This window comes from Saccharibacillus sacchari DSM 19268 (assembly GCF_000585395.1).
Taxonomy (GTDB): Bacteria; Bacillota; Bacilli; order Paenibacillales; family Paenibacillaceae; genus Saccharibacillus; species Saccharibacillus sacchari.
The window spans coordinates 4899064-4916534 of record NZ_KK073875.1; the positions used below are offsets into that span (position 1 = coordinate 4899064).

At 52.4% G+C, this 17471-nt stretch carries 14 protein-coding genes and 1 tRNA gene; 3 read left to right on the top strand and 12 right to left on the bottom strand.

The window, feature by feature from the left end:
- Positions 1 to 16: 16 nt before the first annotated feature.
- From SACSAC_RS21205 to SACSAC_RS21225, 5 genes are all read right to left on the bottom strand, one after another.
- On the bottom strand, positions 17 to 1585 hold the full coding sequence (locus tag SACSAC_RS21205; RefSeq protein ID WP_037290072.1) for an ABC transporter substrate-binding protein: 1569 nt from the start codon (positions 1583 to 1585) through the stop codon (positions 17 to 19).
- A gap of 85 nt (positions 1586 to 1670) precedes the next feature.
- Entirely contained in the window at positions 1671 to 2570 is a 900-nt protein-coding gene (locus SACSAC_RS21210; RefSeq protein ID WP_037293439.1) for a carbohydrate ABC transporter permease, read from the bottom strand.
- A gap of 39 nt (positions 2571 to 2609) precedes the next feature.
- Positions 2610 to 3548 (bottom strand): ABC transporter permease, encoded by a 939-nt coding sequence (locus SACSAC_RS21215; RefSeq protein ID WP_037293442.1) that lies wholly within the window; start codon positions 3546 to 3548, stop codon positions 2610 to 2612.
- Between the two features lie 295 nt (positions 3549 to 3843).
- Positions 3844 to 4923, bottom strand: coding sequence for a LacI family DNA-binding transcriptional regulator (locus SACSAC_RS21220; protein WP_342666481.1), 1080 nt, complete (start codon positions 4921 to 4923; stop codon positions 3844 to 3846).
- A gap of 104 nt (positions 4924 to 5027) precedes the next feature.
- On the bottom strand, positions 5028 to 5810 hold the full coding sequence (locus SACSAC_RS21225; RefSeq protein WP_037290078.1) for a helix-turn-helix domain-containing protein: 783 nt from the start codon (positions 5808 to 5810) through the stop codon (positions 5028 to 5030).
- Positions 5811 to 6038: 228 nt separating this feature from the next.
- On the opposite strand from SACSAC_RS21225, the gene SACSAC_RS21230 reads away from it, so the two are divergent.
- Both SACSAC_RS21230 and SACSAC_RS21240 read left to right on the top strand, forming a co-directional pair.
- Complete coding sequence (locus tag SACSAC_RS21230) at positions 6039 to 6992, top strand: glycoside hydrolase family 43 protein (RefSeq protein WP_037290081.1); 954 nt, start codon at positions 6039 to 6041, stop codon at positions 6990 to 6992.
- Positions 6993 to 7312: 320 nt separating this feature from the next.
- Positions 7313 to 7386 (top strand) — tRNA-Pro (locus tag SACSAC_RS21240).
- A gap of 231 nt (positions 7387 to 7617) precedes the next feature.
- On the opposite strand, the gene SACSAC_RS21245 is transcribed toward SACSAC_RS21240, so the two are convergent.
- Positions 7618 to 10950 carry a tetratricopeptide repeat protein gene (locus SACSAC_RS21245; protein ID WP_037290086.1) on the bottom strand — a complete coding sequence of 1111 codons (3333 nt, stop codon included), beginning with the start codon at positions 10948 to 10950 and terminating at the stop codon, positions 7618 to 7620.
- Positions 10951 to 11100: 150 nt separating this feature from the next.
- Between SACSAC_RS21245 and SACSAC_RS21250 the strand changes: the two genes are divergently transcribed.
- Positions 11101 to 11976 carry an AraC family transcriptional regulator gene (locus tag SACSAC_RS21250; protein ID WP_037290089.1) on the top strand — a complete coding sequence of 292 codons (876 nt, stop codon included), beginning with the start codon at positions 11101 to 11103 and terminating at the stop codon, positions 11974 to 11976.
- A 106-nt stretch (positions 11977 to 12082) separates the two neighbouring features.
- On the opposite strand, the gene SACSAC_RS21255 is transcribed toward SACSAC_RS21250, so the two are convergent.
- The 6 genes from SACSAC_RS21255 to SACSAC_RS21280 all read right to left on the bottom strand — a co-directional run bounded on the left by SACSAC_RS21255 (position 12083) and on the right by SACSAC_RS21280 (position 17451).
- On the bottom strand, positions 12083 to 12559 hold the full coding sequence (locus SACSAC_RS21255) for a DinB family protein (protein WP_037290092.1): 477 nt from the start codon (positions 12557 to 12559) through the stop codon (positions 12083 to 12085).
- A gap of 86 nt (positions 12560 to 12645) precedes the next feature.
- Positions 12646 to 13818 (bottom strand): amidohydrolase, encoded by a 1173-nt coding sequence (locus SACSAC_RS21260; RefSeq protein ID WP_037290099.1) that lies wholly within the window; start codon positions 13816 to 13818, stop codon positions 12646 to 12648.
- A gap of 434 nt (positions 13819 to 14252) precedes the next feature.
- Positions 14253 to 15005 carry an amino acid ABC transporter ATP-binding protein gene (locus tag SACSAC_RS21265; RefSeq protein WP_037290100.1) on the bottom strand — a complete coding sequence of 251 codons (753 nt, stop codon included), beginning with the start codon at positions 15003 to 15005 and terminating at the stop codon, positions 14253 to 14255.
- Positions 15002 to 15712 (bottom strand): amino acid ABC transporter permease, encoded by a 711-nt coding sequence (locus tag SACSAC_RS21270; protein ID WP_037290107.1) that lies wholly within the window; start codon positions 15710 to 15712, stop codon positions 15002 to 15004. The genes SACSAC_RS21265 and SACSAC_RS21270 overlap by 4 nt, the downstream gene beginning before the upstream one ends.
- On the bottom strand, positions 15712 to 16494 hold the full coding sequence (locus tag SACSAC_RS21275; RefSeq protein ID WP_037290108.1) for an amino acid ABC transporter permease: 783 nt from the start codon (positions 16492 to 16494) through the stop codon (positions 15712 to 15714). The genes SACSAC_RS21270 and SACSAC_RS21275 overlap by 1 nt, the downstream gene beginning before the upstream one ends.
- Before the next feature lie 105 nt (positions 16495 to 16599).
- Positions 16600 to 17451: a transporter substrate-binding domain-containing protein gene (locus SACSAC_RS21280; protein WP_037290109.1), complete on the bottom strand. Its 852-nt coding sequence runs from the start codon at positions 17449 to 17451 to the stop codon at positions 16600 to 16602.
- Positions 17452 to 17471: the final 20 nt, after the last annotated feature.

Genomic DNA, 17471 nt, shown 5'->3' on the forward strand with positions numbered 1-17471 from the left:
TTGAAGCCTTTGCGATTTACTGCTGGGCTTCCATTTTCGTTTTGTACGCGTCCAACTGCTTTTGCAATTCGGCTTTGACTTTGTCGTAGCCTGCTGTTTTCAATTTGGCACGGAATTCTTCGACCGCTTGTACCGGATCGCTGACTTTACCGAAGTTGATTGCCGGACCCAGTTCGCCTGCTACCTGCGAAATCGCGGTCAACTCACTTTCAACCGGTGTTTTGTCGAATACGAATTGGCCGTAAGGGTAAGGAATTTTGATCTTGTCGTATTCGGCATACACGTCACCGATCTTATCCCAAGTCGTGTCGCTCGGAATTTCGAATTTGTCCACGCGTCCGCCCCAGAAGTCGGAGTAGAATTGGTCGCGCGTTTGGTCATAACCTTCAGGCAGTGTACGTTTTCCGTCTTTCAGTTCATACTGTACGCCTTCCATGCCGTAGTTGATCAGGTGATAAATTTCTTCGTTATTGCGAATCAGGTCGTACGCCATCAGCGCGCGCTCCGGATTTTTACTGTGCGCGCCCAGCGATGTGCCGCCGTGCGTAATCGACAGTTCTGTCAGGTTTTTGCCGCCTGTCGTGTTGAAGGCAAACATTTGCAGTTCGGATCCCGGTTGGTCTCTGTCCATTTCCACGCGCAGTCCCGAGAAGGTTTGCGTATGGTGTTGATCCATACCGGACAGGCCGGCTTTCAAGGCGACGCGGTTGTCGTTCTTGTTGTTCAAGGCATCTTCGCGCCAGAAGCCTTTGTCTGCCCAGCTCTTCATCAATGTTGCATAATCAACCAGCGTATCGCTGAACACAGGCTCGGCTACCGTATATTTCTCGTCATTCGATACAGCCGTGAAGACCGGCATATAGCCTGTCGAGATCGGCAGTTCCAGGTTATCCGTATACGATTGAACGTATCCGCCCCAAGTCTGCGCGCCGGAAGCCATATCCCACGGAATCACGTCAGGCTTGTTGTCTTTGATATATTGCAGGTAATCGCCGATTTGTTCCCAGTTGGTGATCGGATCGGTAATGCCCGCTTCTTTGGCCCAATCGCCGCGGTAGAAGAAACCGTGGTTAACCCATTGCGTGTAATCGTTTTCAGGAATCAGAACGATCTTATCGTTGTATTTGCTCTCGTTCCAATCCTCTTCCGGAATCGACTTCCATGTTTCCGGTGCATACTTCGGCAGCAGCTCGTCCAGGTTCATGAAGGCTCCGCGCTGCGCGTTAGCCCATGTATCCAGCCAGTCGGTACCGATGGTGATCAGGTCAACGGGTTCGCCGGAAGCGAGCAGCAGATTGTATTTCGTTTGCCAATCCGCCCATTCGACCCATTTCCATTCCAGCTCGGCATTGATTTTTTCCTTCATGATCACGTTGACTTTGTCCATGACGGCTTCGAACTGTCCGTTCTGAGGCTTATCCCCGAGTACGACATAACTGATTTTGACGAATTTGGACGTATCCGCTCCGCCTTCGGACGTTGTTCCGCCGGTCGAAGCCGTAGAACCTCCGCCTCCGCAAGCCGACAATACAACCAGCATTGTGGCCATCAGCAAAGCCATGCTTTTTTTCTTCCATCTGAACATCTGTATACCCCCTCTGAACGATTTGGTGGATGCCAAAATCTTCAAACTGGCTTACGGCGTAGAAACTCTATGGAACGGGGAGCAATCAGCCTTTGACTGCGCCTACCGTAATGCCCTTAATGAAGTAACGCTGAACGAATGGATAGAACAGGATAACAGGACCGGTCGCGATAACCGCAATCGCCATCTTCATCGTTTCGATCGGCACGTCGCTGAGCGGAACGTTGGATGCGGCCGCGGAGTTTCGAATGGCGTCCGCTTTGGTGACCACGTTGTACAGATACAGCTGAAGCGGCCTGAACTGCATGTCCGATGACAGGAACAGCATCGAGTTATACCATTCGTTCCAATAGCCCAGCGCGATGAACAATCCGATCGTTGCCAGCGCCGGCGTGGTCATCGGCAGGATCAGCTTGACGAAGATGGTGAAGTCTCCGGCTCCGTCGATCTTGGCCGATTCGGTGATCGCGTGCGGGATCGAACGAACGAAGCTTTTCATCATGATGATCAGGAACGGACTCAGCAGGCCCGGCAGCAGGATCGCAAGATAGTTATCCTTCAGATGCAGGTACTGGGTCATCAGCAGATAGAACGGTACCAATCCCCCGGAGAACAACGTCGTGAAGTAAATGAAGAACGAAATCTTGTTGCGGAACAGGAAGTCGGGACGCTGTAGCGCGTAACCCGTCATGGCGACGATCAACAGGCCGATCGCCGTGCCCACAACCGTGATTCCGATCGTGACCGCGTAAGAACCGAGAATCTGCGTCGGATTTTCAAGAACGATCCGGTACGCGAACGTGCTGAACTCTTTCGGCCAGAAGTTGAATCCGCTTTGCTTGACGGAGGCTTCCGACGTGAAGGAGGTGCCCAGCACGAGCAGGAACGGCAGCAAACAGCATAGCGAGAACGCTCCGATGAACACGTAACTGAATCCTCGAATGAACAAACTGCTTCGATCCGTCGTTCGACGGGTGTTTTGCATTTTTTCGTCCATAACGCCCATTTGTTAGCCCTCCTTCTTTTAAAAGAGTGAATTTTCCGGCGACAGCTTGCGCACCAACCAGTTGGCGGTCAAGACGATCGCGAAGCCGAACAACGACTGGTACAGGCTGACCGCGCTGCCCAGAGAGAAGTTGAAGTTGGTCATCAGCGAGCGGAATACGTAAGTCTCGATGATATCGGTCGTGGCGTACAAAGCAGTATTGTTCGCGCCGACCAAGTTGTAGATCAGACCGAAGTTGCCTTTGAGCACGCCGCCGAGCGAGAACAGCAGCAGGATGATGAATGTCGGTTTCAGCCAAGGAAGCACGATGTAACGGATACGCTGGAACGCGTTCGCTCCGTCGATCTCGGAAGCTTCCACCACTTCGTTATCCAAGCCCATGATGGCCGCGAAGTAGATGATCGAACCATAACCCGTCGCTTGCCACAGATAGGTGAGTACGATGATGAACGGCCAGGCGTTCGGCGTCGAGTAGACTTTGACCGGCTCCATCCCCAGCGATTGCAGAATGCCGTTGAGCAGACCGTAATCGTAGCTCAGGATGTTGTAGGCGATCAGGCCGATCAGGACGGCGGAGATAAAGTGCGGCAGGAACATCAGCGTCTGGGAGATTTTCTTGAACCATTTTCCCCTCAGCTCGTTGAGCAGCACCGCGACAAAGATTTGCAATACGTTCCCCAGCAGGATGAATGCCAGGTTATACGCGACGGTATTGAACGTAAGCTTCCATAAGTCGCCGGTAATGACGAGGAACCGGAAGTTCTCGAACCCGACGAACGGGCTGTTGAAAATGCCGTCGGAGTAGTTGTACTTGATAAACGCCAGATACAACCCCGGCATCGGCAAGTACGCGAATATGACGAAAAACACGATTGCAGGTAAGCACATGATCAGCAGCGTACGGTTATTCTTGAACTTTTTCCACCACGAGCCCGTCCGTTTGTCGGCAAGATCCATGCTCGATTCTTTCTCGGTCAGTACGGACAATACAATCCCCTCCTTCTCTGGTCAACGGAACTGATGCTCAATGAAACCGATTACATTTTTGTAACAGTAAAAGGGAGCTATCTGATCAGGTTTATGCGTTATTCTCATACTTAAAATACGAGTTAAGCGATATTCCCGGATAGCTCCCTGGCATGTTGCAAATTTTAGTGAAACCCGTTTCATTCAGGATCAAAATGTAAGGGCTTTCTTTTGACATCAGAATAATACCTGTTTCGACGATTGTCAATCTTTTTCGCGAAAAAATTCAGTCTGCCGCTATCCCGGGTACCCGGGCTGTCGTCTCGCGTACAATGAGTTCCGGCATGAGCGATTGGAACAGAGGAACTTTTTTGCCGGCGATCATTTTGTCCAGCGTTCTGGCCGCCTGACGCCCGATCTCCTGCGACATCAGCGACACGGTAGTCAGTTCGGGAATGCTGTAAGTCGCCTGCGGAATATCATCATAACCGACAATCGACAGTTCTTCCGGAACCCGAATTCCTGCCCGATGAGCCGCCTTCAGCGCACCGATCGCCAGCAGGTCGTTCATGCAAAAAATAGCCGTGGGCCGACGCTTCGCACTCAACAGTTGGGCGGCATATTCCTGTCCTTTCGGCACGGAAAAGCCTTCGGTCAGAATCCATTCTTTACGCACCGGAAGCCCGGCATCCTTCATCGCGCTGCGGAATCCGGCCAGTCGCTGCTGCGTATTCGTCATCTTGGAGTATCCGCCGATAACGGCGATATCACGGTGGCCGAGCTCGATCAGATGCTGAACCGCAAGCTCCGCGCCGAACTTTTGATCCGCGGAGACCCGATTCAACTTGGTCTTGGGCAAGCTTCCGTTAAGCAGCAGCACGGGCACGCGCTTGGCCACTTCCTCCAATTCCCGTGCAAGCTCGGGGTCGGGTTTTGCCAAGTCGACGCGACCGCCGATCATGACGATGCCGTCTACCTGCTTCTCCATAAGAAGGCTGAGATACTGCGACTCCCGCTCGTACTGCCGATCATACAGACGCTCGTTCTCCTCGTTCGTCGAAATCGTATCGCAGAGGAAATAGGTATAGCCAAGCCTGCGCGCTTCATAATCAAATCCGGATAGCACCTCGGGGAAAAAAGGATTCGTGATGTCCGGCAAAATGAATCCGATCATGCCCGTCTCCTTGCGTGTCAAGCTTCTGGCTAGCGCATTCGGTTGAAACTGGTACTTGTGCATCAGCGCGACGATCCGTTCCCTTGTTTCTTTTTTGACGGGAGCCGTATTATTGAGCACCCGCGATACCGTAGCTACCGACACATTAGCCTCTCTTGCGATATCGTATACGGTTACCGGTCGCATCTGCATTCCTCTTTCCCCGTGGATTTGTCTGAATGTGAAACGGGTTTCATTATGGCTCCGATTATACCCGCGGAATTTGCCAGAAGCAATTGAAATTGTTCAGGTTTTTTCTAATACTTTCCTTTTCGGTAGGCGCTTGGGGTTACGCTGGTCGTCTGTTTGAATTGCCGCATAAAATGCGTCTCGTTCTCGTATCCGCACAATCTGCCGATCTCGCCGACAGACAACCGGGTGCTGCCGAGCAAGTATTTGGCGTACTCCACGCGTCCCCGGATCATGTCCGTCACCACGGAACATCCAAATAATTCTTTATACAGATGTTGAAAATAAGACTTGCTTAAGCGCAGGCGTGCAGCCAAGCTCTCCACCGATACCCGAGCATCCGGTGAACCGTACAGCTCGCTTCGAAGTTGTGCCAGCGATTCCGCGTAGCGATTTGTTCGTGCTGGAGCCGCTTCGTGCACGAGCCCGTTAGCCAGCTTAGCAAACAGACTACGCAGCTCCAAATCCATAATTTCATCCCGATAAGGCCCGACTTCCCGCTCCGTATGCTGCAATTCAAGCACACATCGAGGGATGAGCACAGGATCAGCGGAAGTCATCAGCTGGTCAACGGGAAATCGCAAGTACTCCAACCAATCCTTCAACCCCTTTTCTTCGCAATGAATCCAATCGTTGATAAACGGCTTTTCCAGATCGCGATACGCATGAGCAGAGCTTGGAGAGAACAGGATGTACGAGTTCGGTTCCGCCTGCTCCACACGTCCGTTTATTTGTACTTCTGCACGCGAGCGAAAAAATACAAAGGCATAATTTCCCGCTCCCTCAGGGCGTTCGATATGAATGCCTTCTTTATGCGTAAAGCGACTTCCGCAGCTTACCCACTTAATCATTCCAGCCTCCGCCTTCCTTATTGAGCACGATTCGTCAGTTTTTAGCCAGTATAATTCATTGTTGCACCTTCCGACAAACGGCTATACTAGTAGCTTATCAACTCTTAATCATAGGATTATGTTCGTCTGGAACCCGCACGCTTTAGGTGGGTTCCAGGCGGGCATAACCTTACTTTAAACGTTGATAAGGTACTGGAAAGGATATCCGATGAAGGAGATGAAGTTAGAGTGGACGCTTATCTTTTTGTGCATTTTAAAGAAAAACCAACTCCGGACGGGGAACAGGTATACTTTGCGCTCAGCCGCGACGGGTTCAACTGGGAGTACGTGAATGGTGGACATTATGTATTGGAAAGCACGCTCGGGGAAAAAGGGGTTCGCGATCATACGATCATTCGCACGGATGAAGGAAAGTTTTTCATTCTCGCTACTGACCTCAGCTTGGCGAACTCTTTTCACGGAAAATATAAAGGCGACTGGGCCAACATCGGAACGGGCGGAAGCAAATCTCTGTCCCTGTGGGAATCCGATGATCTGGTGAATTGGTCGGAGCAGCGCTTGGTGGAGCTCGGCGATGAGAACTTCGGCTGCCTGTGGGCGCCCGATATCGTTCGCGATCCGGTTCAAGGCGATTACGTCGTTCATTGGTCTTCCTCGCACAAAAGCAATAATTATGGCGAAAAAGGAATCTACTACTCGCGTACGCGGGACTTCAAGCAATTTTCCGCGCCGCAATTGTTGGTCCAAAAAGCAGACAGCGGGATTATCGATTCGGCAATCTACGAGGAAGACGGATTCTTTTACCGGTTCCTGAAGAGCGAAGCCAATCCGGAAACGTTGATCTTGGAAAAAGGCAGCTCCGTCGCAGGCGATGATTATGTGCGGATTGCCGCGTTTGACGAGGAAATGGCGAAGCTGGAGCAAGGATTGTATGAAGCACCGACCGCATTCAAACTGCCGAACGGCAAATGGTGCCTGATGATCGACTATTACGGCGTGCCGGGCGAAGGCCAGGGATATGTTCCGTTTATCGCGGACAGCTTGGCGGACGGGCGGTTTGTACGCTCGGAAGAGAGCTTTAGTTTCCCTTATGGCTTCAAGCATGGGACGGTGCTTTCGATTACTTCGGAGGAATATGAACGTGTGAAAAGGCATTACTCGCCTGGGGTCGCGAGTTCGTAGATCCTATTCGGGTAGGAAGCTGGGTCGCTGCGGGGGAATTCGTTCAAAACGCTGTCTCACTCGGAAAACTTGATTGGAATTTTAGATGGTTGTTTTCCGAGTTCAAAGGCGTTTTTCACTGAATTCCCCCTCCGCTTGGGCTTCCGTACAGAATAAGATCTTTGAACACGCGGCGGCGAGTACTGCCTTTGGTGGGGAAGCAAACAAGAGAGAAATAAAGAAAAAAGACAGAAAAGATGAAGGTCAGAGACTTTTTCAAAAAGTGCTTGACGTCTAGCTTTTTGGAGCGTATAATCTAATTTTGTAAGAAATACTTCTTACGGGATGTAGCTCAGCTTGGTAGAGCACCTGGTTTGGGACCAGGGGGTCGCATGTTCAAATCGTGTCATCCCGATTATTGAGTAAAAGAAAAAGTCGCAATCCTTCGGGATCGCGGCTTTTTCTTTTTTTGCTTTATGAATGTATCAACCAACCCCAACGTAACTGGAAGTGAGAAGGCGGAGAGAGAAATTCAGTGAAGGACGCCTTTGAACTTGGAAAACTTCCATATACAATTTCAATCCAGTTTTCCAAGTGAGACAGCGTCCTGAACGAATTTCTCTCGGAGCCTTCTCGCTTCCCCCACCTATTCAACCCCAGTCAACTTGAGATGCAGCCTCGCCCCAATATGATGAACGTCTAAAGTGAGCGTCTGCTCGAACTCCGCTCGCGCCTGATCGACCCGCCCCAATCCGAGCAATCCCAGACCGCGCATAAAATGACAATGAATTTGGTTTTTCCGGTTCAGATCCTCGTCGAAAACAAGGAAGTCCGGCAGCGATACCGCGAAGTAGTCAATCTTGACGTCGTCAAATAAATGCCGCTCCGCGTAATCAATCAGCTTGTTGAAACGACGTTTCGCTTCGCGTTCATTGCCCAGTTCAAGCCAGGCCAATCCTTGATAGAAGATCATTTCCGGCGGCTGGTCGTTGTAGTACATGGCGCTTGTCGGCTCTGTCAGTCCCGTCGATGCCTTGGCATAAGCAGCATTGGCTTCATCCTGCCTGCCCAGCTTCGTATAGGCACGGCCCAGATGATAATAAATATGGTTCTCTTGCGCGCCTTCCAGCTTGCCCTCTCCCAAATTCGTCGGATAGACAAGTGCTTGAAGCAGCAGTTTCACCGCAGCTTCGGCGTCTCCGCGTTGCAGCCTTTGTTTGGCCAATTCGACATGAGCCTGTACGTATTGCCCCGTCGTCTTCCCCTCTCCGCCTTCCCACGGGTGGAATTGACGCGCGGCCACCAACCGAATGGATTCTTCATACTCGCCCAGCGCGTTATGCAGGGTGATATATTCAAGATACAGATCGTCCCGACTTTCTACGAGAGCCCGCGATTGATGAAGAACGTCTAAGCGATCCTGGGCAGACACGCCTGTTTTCCGATATAACTGATCCAGTTCGAACAGGATGCGCGCGTCTGTCGGATCGCAGCGGAAAGCTTGTTCCAGCGAAGCGCGCGCCAAATCGATTTCTCCCTTTTTATTGAAATAGGCCAGTCCCAGATTGCGATGCACGACCGCGTAATTGCCGTCAACAGATCGGGCGTTCTCCCAATAGGCAATTGCTTCTGCATAACGCTTTTTGTCATACAACAGATTGCCGAGCGCATAAGAAGCTGTCGCGTCTTCCGCATCAATCGATAGCGCATGTTCTAAAATTCGCAATTCAAACGGACTGTTCGGGAAAAGATAGTCGCGGCTGGATCGGCTTGCTTGGTGAAGATAACGTTGCATGGAATCACGCTGCCCCATTTTTCCATACCCATAAGCCAGCCCGTAACCAATCAATGCCTGCTCATGATCACCGAATCGAAGCAAAACGTCGACAGAGTCTTCATATAATCCGGCATCGGTATAATCGGAAGCCAATTCCATCGCATTTCTCGATTCTCGACGCAGTAGCTCGTTTAGTAGGACTAAAGCATGTTGGGCTTCTTTTGCCGCTCCTGCCGCTTCATGAATGCGTACTCCTTCATAATGCGCGCCAAAATCCAGTGCGTCCAGCTGCAAGGTGGCTTCGGCAAACGCCAACGCTTCATCCAATCGCCCCAATTTACGCAGCATAGTCGTCTTGATCTGCCTCGATTTGTAGTTCCGTTCATTTCGAATCAGCGATCGCTCGGCCAATTCCAATGCTTCTTGCTGTCGACCCTGTTCCGCGGCAATTTGAGCCAAAGTGAAGTACCCGGCATCCTGCCACTCCGCGCTCCAGACCGATTTATACGCTGCGGCGAAAGCTTCGTCAAGTCTGCCTTGAAGCTTCAGGCTCTGTGAAAGTTGGTAAAAGGCTTCGCCGTCTCGCGGATTAGGGTTACGCTTGGTCACTCGCTGGACCGCAAGCCGGAAATGTCGCTCCGCGTCAACAAAAAGACCTCTGCGCAGCAATAACGTGCCATATGCGATGTTGATGCGACTATCGAATTTGTCCCTTTTTAACCCTTCCAGATAGTAAGACTCCGGCTCAAAGGTGGCATGGCGATATTGCTCCAGATGAAGCCCGGCCAGATACAACTCCTCATTGCTCTGAAGTTCCGACGGTTCGGATAGCGGTTGCGCCGCTTCGGGAATTTGTTCGATTTTTTCAGGCTGTGGCGTATAAGCGACCAACAACTGCCCCTCACTGTCGCGCACCGTCAAGGTCAGTTCATGATTTTGTAAACCGACAGGAATCTGAAGCTGCGCTTCGTAGGAACCCGCAGGATCGAGAACCGCTTTTTCGGAAAGCAATGTCTCTGTCGGACTGTTCAATTCAATCCACGCTTCTTCATGAATCGATGTTGCGTACACCCCGATTGTAGCCGTATAGCTCTCTGCATCGACTTCGAGGTTAACGGCTGCTTCTTTGGTCGCGTTTTTCACGATGCCAACCTGCTTATACGGCATGAAATACTGGGTAAACGTCTTTTCTTCGTACGGTTCAAGCCAGGTAAAGTCCGGTTGGTTGTCGGTAAAGACGCCCGTCATCAGCTCGATATAGGGACCATCTTCATCCGTCAGGTTCCTATCCCAGGCCTGCCCGAACTCGCCATTACCCCATGTCCACTGCTTTTTCCCGGGCGAGATGTGGCGATTCGCGACATGCAAAAGTCCCGAGCGCGCCGCATGATCGTAACCGCCGACGAAATTGTAATCCGACTTGTACGCCATGTACGAGGTCGGAACCGGAATATTGCGATAGCGCGAAATATCGACGCCCGCGGAATAATCCATTTTATAATACGTGCCTGTCGCTATCGGAAAACGGGACACGTCGCGCTTGCCATGATCGAACACCGCAGTAACGTCGGGCGGAAACACCGACTGGGTGTGCTCGTTCACGGCAACCGCCGGATTCGCCCACCATAAAAAAGTCTGCGCTTGCGGTGTTCGATTGTACAACTGCGCCGCGATTTCCAGATAAGCTTTGCCCGGATACAGCGTGTAGCCTGCCGTCATCCGCGTTCCGTACATCCGGTCAATCTCCCCGATCCACACCGTTACGCTGCCGTCAGCACGTTTTTCCAAACGATACTCAACCGGGCCGTACGTATTGGGACGATGATGCTGCGGCCAGTTGAACTCGATCCCTCCAGAAATCCAAGGACCCGCCAAACCGACCAACGCGGGCTTGATCACCTGATTGTAATAGACGAAATCTTGACCGTTGGTCCGATCCACCGCCCGGTAAATACGTCCGCCCAGCTCCGGCATCACTTCGATTCGCACATATTCGTTTTCCAGCACCACGATTTGATAAGGAACGGGCTTCTTCTCGTCTTCGATCCGGTCGATTACAGGGTGCGGATATACCCGACCGGAGCTTCCTTGATAGACCCTTTTTTCCAAAAACATCGGATTCTTATTCGGAGCGCCTACGCCATAGGTCGGAATGTGTACCGTTTCTTCCCAGATGTTCGCGCTTGCCGTCGATTCGATCATTGCAATCCCTCCATATGAGAACATTGTGATAGCTCAAGCCTACCGCACCGAGTCCTTGTCGACCATTCACGAAATTCGGGATGTGATGGACGATTTTCGGATTGAGTTCTATACTGAGCGTGACTGCAATGAAAGGAGCAACGGCTTGATATGAGAAAAAAAGACGGCTTTGCCTCGGAAAAAATGCTGATCCTCCCGGCCTATCTGCTGGAGCAGCTCTCTTCGCATCCGTTGACGGGAGCCTTGTACATCACGGATATCGGATACTTTCCGCATGCGCGCGATCATTATCGGGAACGGCCGGGAGGCTGTGACAGTTTTATTCTGATTCATTGCGAGGAAGGCCGAGGTTGCGTATCGATTGGCGGCGTCCTCCATCCGATCGCTGAAAAGCAGCTTATCGTGATTCCGCCCGGCGTCGCGCATGCCTATTGGGCGGACGACGAACATCCCTGGACGATTCGCTGGCTGCACTTTCAGGGATCACAAGCGACGCAATATGCCGAGCTGCTAAAGACGGGAACGGCTCCGATCACGTTGGGTGCAACGGACTCCGAGACCTTTGCAGGTTTGTTCGGCCAGTGCTTCGATCTATTGTCCGGCAGCGCGTACTCCGCGTCTCATCGTATTCTTGCTATGCAGACTATTGCTTACGCGTTTAGTTTACTGGGTCTTGTGCCTGAACGGGCCGAGCATAACAGTCAGACCCGGCATATCGAAGCGGCTATCCGGCTGATGAACACCCGGCTCGAAGAGAGTCTGACTTTGGATGAGATTGCGCTCCATGTGAGATTGTCCCGGCAGCATCTCAATCATTTGTTTAAAAATGCAGTGGGATTCGCTCCGATCGACTATTATCTGCGATTGAAGATGCGACGGGCCTGCCAACTGCTGGATCTTACTCCGTTGACCGTTCAGGAGATTGCGCATTCGTTGGGGTTTAAAGATCCTTATTATTTCTCGCGGTTGTTCCATCGGACGATCGGAATGTCGCCTACTGCTTATCGGAGTAAGGTTAAGGGATGATGGCATCGATCGTCGGTTAGGTAAAATAAAAAAGCCTTCAGTAATTACGCGAGCTGCGTAATCTGAAGGCTGACGGAAACTTATAATGCCACGATTATAGATAGTATTATGCCTTACTCGCCGCAGCCTGAGCTGCTTTGATCCGGTCGATCTGACCCAAATGCCGATCCACATGCGCGGAGAAGCCTCGGGCTATATCGGCGATGCTCACGGTGTTCCCTTGTGCGTTCACACCGCTTTTTTCCCATTCATGCGGTTCCAGACGACGCAGCAGCAGGCCGTTATAACGAAGTTGAGCCTGGAAAAAAGCCAGAATATCCTCTGCCGAGCCTGCATTCGTATGCTGATTTTCTACCCACTCATCCTGTGCGAAAGCGGGTAGAGTTTCTTGAGATCCGGCCAATACCGCACGAATACGGAAAGATACGATGATGCTATGATCGGCCAGATGGCCCAACACTTCGGTCACGCTCCAGCTATTCGATGCCGCTTTCCAGACTAGGCGCTGTTCGTCCAATCCTTCGATTGCTTGCGTCAGGCGGGCGTGGGTATCCAGAAAGTCTTCAATTACGGATTCACTCATAAAAAATCCTCCTTGTTCGGATTGTTTTTTGGCATCATTATTGTGAATTTTTCATGTATTGATTTTATTACTATTAAACAAACGGATTACTCTGATGCATTCAGCGTTCCCAATGCACGGATTGCCAGTTCGGCTAGCAAAGCAGAGGCATCGGGCAAAGCCGCTTCATCAAGCTCGAAAGCCGGATGATGCCATTCCTGACTGCCCGACGTGCCCACGAACAAAAACACGCCGGGAACTTGTTGCTGATAAAAGGAAAAATCTTCGCTGGCTGGCGACGTAACGCCTGAAGCCACGTTCAGACCCAGCGAAAATGCGGATTCTTTTGCAAGTTGGGTCAGCTTCGGATCGTTTACGACCGGAGGCGGCCCCCCACTCCAGCGCACGGAGGCTTCCGCTCCGAATGCTGCGGCAACGCCGCCTGCAATCTCGGCAAAGCGCTCCTTGATCCGCTCATGCACCTCTTCGTTAAACGAGCGGACCGTGCCTTGCAGCACCGCCGTATCCGGAATCACATTCCATGTATTGCCCGCATGAATTTGCGTGACGCTGACGACTGCCCGTTCCTGCGCGCTGATGCTTCGTCCGGTGATGGTCTGAAGTGCTGTGACGATCTGCGCCGCGGTTACGATCGGATCGACTCCGGCTTCCGGAACGGCGGCATGGGTCGCGACGCCTTTGACCGTTACGGTAAAGCCGTCCGAAGCCGCCATGATCGGTCCGGCTTCGATGCCGATCGTGCCTACAGGCAGATCCGGCTTGTTATGCTGGCCGATGATTGCGCCTACGCCTTCCAACACTCCGGCTTCGATCAACTGCTTGGCTCCTTTGGCACGTTCTTCGGCGGGTTGGAAGAGCAAGCGAACGGTTCCCGGCAGTTCCTGTTCGCGCAGCTTGAGCGTTTGGGCGGCGCCGATCAGGACAGCGGTATGGAAGTCGTGTCCGCAGGCGTGCATGTTGCCCGGAATTTCCGAAGCGTAGGGCAGTCCGGTTTCTTCTTGGATCGGCAGGGCGTCGATGTCCGCACGCAATGCGACAACAGGTCCGATTCCACTGCCGACCTCGGCGATCAGACCGGTTTTGAGTCCGTAATCGACAATGCGCACGCCGATCTTTTCCAGCGTTTGCTTGATGTAAGCCGTCGTCTCGTATTCTTCGCCGGAGAGTTCCGGGAATCGGTGCAGGTGACGACGGATCGCGATCCAGTCTTCGGCGGTAAGGACGGATGACAGTGCGGCGGGTTCGGTGCGGTTGGACATGTGTGGGCTCCTTTCTGGGAATGGGGCGGAGGAAGAAATTCGTTCAAGACGCTGTCTCACTCGGAAAAAACTGATTAAAATTTTAGCGGAAGTTTCCGAGTTCAAAGGCGTCTTTCACTGAATTTCTCCCTCCGCTTTTCATTTCCCATGGGATAGGGGTTTTATTTAGGAAAGATCAACGTCTTTGAGATAGACGTTGGTTGGATTTGTTGGGTTTCCGGTGTCGAAAGCACTACTCCGTCCATAACTGGACTACACCTTGCTTTCGACACTTGTGTGAATAACGCAGTTCCGTCCATAGCCGGACTCCGCCTCGTTATTCACTGTGGCATTGGCACGGAGCGCCCTTTAACAGGGCTTCAGCAGCCTTGCCAATGCCACTTGTGTGAATAACGCGGTTCCGTCCATAACTGGACTCCGCCTCGTTATTCACACTAAATACTATAATTAGCCTCTGGCGTGATTCTGCGCAGAAACTGCTTCGTCCGTTCTTCCTTCGGATGTTGGAATACTTCGTCCGGCGTTCCTTCTTCCACGATCACGCCGCCGTCCATGAAGACGACGCGGTTTGCCACGTCGCGGGCGAAGCCCATTTCGTGGGTCACGACGATCATGGTGATGCCTTCGCGGGCGATGGCGCGGATGACTTCCAGCACTTCGCCGACCAACTCGGGGTCGAGGGCGGAGGTCGGTTCGTCGAACAGGATCACTTCCGGTTCGAGTGCCAATGCACGGGCGATTCCGACGCGCTGCTGTTGACCGCCGGACAGGCGGCTCGGATATTCGTTCAGTTTGGCGCCGAGGCCGACTTTTTCGAGCAATCCAATACTGCGCTTGCGTGCTTCGGCCGCAGGCAGTCTTTTTACGACCAGCAGCGCCTCCATCACGTTTTCCAAAGCCGTCTTATGTCTGAAGAGATTATACTGCTGGAACACCATCGCCGTTTTGCGTCGGAGCTGCAAAATATCGCCGCGACGGGCGCGCGAGCAATCGACTTGAAAATCGCCGACGGCGATCTGTCCGCTGCCCGGCTTTTCCAAATAATTCACGCAGCGCAGCAAGGTCGTTTTGCCAGATCCGCTGGGACCCAGAATGACGACTACTTCGCCTCGGTTCACGTTTAAGCTAATATCCTGAAGCACTTGATTGCGTCCGAAGGATTTAGAAATGTTACTCAATGCGATCATGCGACACCTCCCCGGTTGTATGCGCCGACTCGTTTTTCGATCAAAGCCGCGACGCGTTCGATCAATACCGTCAAGCCCCAGAAGATCAGCGCCGCTGCCAGATAAGCTTCGAAGAACTTCCAGTTGGTCGAAGCCACGATCTGCGCTTTGGCGTTGATATCGACGACCGATACGGCAAAAGCCAGCGTCGAGCCGTGCAGCATGCCGATGACGGAGTTCGCCAGATTCGGCAGCGCGGCGGCCAGTGCCTGCGGGAACACGATGCGGCGCAGCGATTGGAATGTGGTCATGCCGACGGATTGCGCCGCCTCGACCTGTCCGCGATCCACCGCCAGAATTCCCGCACGTACCACTTCCGACATGTAGGCGCCCGCCGTGATCGAGAACGAGATATACGCAAAGCCGATCATCGGAATCGACACGGAACGGAAGCTCCAGCCGAAGTGTTCAGCCAGTCCGTCGATCACCATCGGAAGTCCGAAATAAATGATCAATAGATGCGTAAGCATCGGCGTTCCCCGGATAAAGGTCACGTAAGCGGAAGCGATCTGCGCCAACACGGGAACCCGGTACATCCGAAGCATCGCCGTGACGGCTCCGATCACAAAACCGGCTAACACGGATAGCACCGTAATCGACAACGTAGTCGGAATCGCGCCGAGCAGCTGCCAGAAGGCTGTCCAGATAAATGAAGGATCAAGTTGCATCAGGCTCCGCCTCCTTTCCCGGTATGGATATCAGCCAATGCCGTCCGGTACGAGCCGCGCTTTTTCAAACGGAAGATCGATTCGCGCTTGTCCTCCCTGATCTCATGGCGCGTCAAGCGACGTTCGGCGGCAAGCAGCAATTTTTCCAGAGTAAAGCTGATAATCAGATAAATGAACGCCAGCGCGATATACGTCTCGATAAAATGCTGCGTCAGCGTACCGAGCGTCTGTGCTTTGCCTGTCATCTCCATCACGCCCAGCGTAAATGCCAGCGACGTATCTTTGAGCAAAGCGATAACCAGATTGGAAAAAACGGGTACCGCGATCCCCAAAGCCTGAGGCAGAATGATCCGCGAAAAAGCTTGATACGGCGTCATGCCTGCGGCATAGGCTGCTTCGACTTGTCCGCGATCCACCGCTTCTACCGAAGCGCGAATCATCTCCGCCGCATAAGCGCCTGTGTGCAGTCCGTATGTCAAAATCACGAAAAACATCACGGGAGCGCGGGTCAAATCGAGTCCGACCAGCTTCAGTATTTCCGGCAAACCGTAGTAGAACAAGAATAATTGAATCAGAATCGGCGTGCCGCGGAAAAAGGACAAATAGATGCCCGACAACGTCCGCAACACCGGAATCTTATACATGCGAGGGAGCGCGACCAGAAACCCGGCCACGATCCCCGTCAATAGCGAACCGGCGACAATCAAGAGCGTAACGCCCAAGGTGTCCAGCAGCTTCGGCAGGAACGAAAAGACGTAGCCGATATCAAAAGGCGCGCCCATCGAAAGTCTCCTTTCTTTTACTCCCTATAATGGTGCGGATGCCGAAGCTTCGACAAAGTTGCTGTCGCCCCCGGCATCCGCTTGAATGTTCATTCTTTCGCTTGATTATTCGGCATGATCGCCTGTTACGTCGCTGCCCAGCCATTCCGTGCTCAGCGCGCTCAACGTACCGTCTTCTTTCAGTTCTTTGACTGCGCCGTCGATCGCGTCGGACAACGCTTTTTCGTCGGCGTCGTCTTTGCGGAACACGTACAGCACGTCGTCCGATGTCAACTCTTCGCCCGTTTGTTTCAATTGGCCTTGCGGGTCGATGATCGGCAGAACGAAATCGGCTGCGATCGTCGCGTCGACGCGTCCCGAGACGACTTGGCTGACCGTATCGTTGGCTTGTCCGCTTTGATACACGATATCGATCTTCTTGTCGTTTTCTTTATTGTAGTTTTCAAGGATTTGCGCTTCGGCGCTCGTTGCGCTGGTCAGCACTTTTTTGCCTTGCAGATCGTCCAGCGACTTAATGGAGTCATTGTCTTTGGCGACGACGATCCGGTTGCGCCAATGCGCGTAAGCTTCGGAGTTGAACGCGTACTTCTCTTCGCGTTCCGGGTTCTTTTCCATAACGTGAGCAACCAGATCAATCTTGTCCGTTTCCAGGCTCAACAGCAGATTGCCGAAGTCCATCGTTTGGAATTCAAATTCGTATTGCGGCAGCAGTTCGTCAATCTTACGCAAAAGTTCGACGTCGAATCCGGTCAGTTTGCCGTTTTCGTCGATAAAGCACACCTGCGGGAACCCTGTTCCTGTGCCTACGACGATCTTTGTCACTTTCCCGCCTGTCGCGGCGGAGTCTGAACCGGAAGCTTGTGCCGCGGGTTCACTGTTCGTTCCGCACCCCGAAGCCAAAATCATCAGACCCAGCGCAGATACGATCAAACTCTTTTTTCTTTTTTTGAAGTTCATTTTATTTATCCCCTTTGAAT

Coding starts and splice junctions, on each gene's coding strand:
- SACSAC_RS21205 (WP_037290072.1), bottom strand. CDS start 1,585: ATGTTCAGATGGAAGAAAAAAAGCATGGCTTTGCTGATGGCCACAATG.
- SACSAC_RS21210 (WP_037293439.1), bottom strand. CDS start 2,570: ATGCAAAACACCCGTCGAACGACGGATCGAAGCAGTTTGTTCATTCGA.
- SACSAC_RS21215 (WP_037293442.1), bottom strand. CDS start 3,548: ATGGATCTTGCCGACAAACGGACGGGCTCGTGGTGGAAAAAGTTCAAG.
- SACSAC_RS21220 (WP_342666481.1), bottom strand. CDS start 4,923: ATGCAGATGCGACCGGTAACCGTATACGATATCGCAAGAGAGGCTAAT.
- SACSAC_RS21225 (WP_037290078.1), bottom strand. CDS start 5,810: ATGATTAAGTGGGTAAGCTGCGGAAGTCGCTTTACGCATAAAGAAGGC.
- SACSAC_RS21245 (WP_037290086.1), bottom strand. CDS start 10,950: ATGATCGAATCGACGGCAAGCGCGAACATCTGGGAAGAAACGGTACAC.
- SACSAC_RS21250 (WP_037290089.1), top strand. CDS start 11,101: ATGAGAAAAAAAGACGGCTTTGCCTCGGAAAAAATGCTGATCCTCCCG.
- SACSAC_RS21255 (WP_037290092.1), bottom strand. CDS start 12,559: ATGAGTGAATCCGTAATTGAAGACTTTCTGGATACCCACGCCCGCCTG.
- SACSAC_RS21260 (WP_037290099.1), bottom strand. CDS start 13,818: ATGTCCAACCGCACCGAACCCGCCGCACTGTCATCCGTCCTTACCGCC.
- SACSAC_RS21265 (WP_037290100.1), bottom strand. CDS start 15,005: ATGATCGCATTGAGTAACATTTCTAAATCCTTCGGACGCAATCAAGTG.
- SACSAC_RS21270 (WP_037290107.1), bottom strand. CDS start 15,712: ATGCAACTTGATCCTTCATTTATCTGGACAGCCTTCTGGCAGCTGCTC.
- SACSAC_RS21275 (WP_037290108.1), bottom strand. CDS start 16,494: ATGGGCGCGCCTTTTGATATCGGCTACGTCTTTTCGTTCCTGCCGAAG.
- SACSAC_RS21280 (WP_037290109.1), bottom strand. CDS start 17,451: ATGAACTTCAAAAAAAGAAAAAAGAGTTTGATCGTATCTGCGCTGGGT.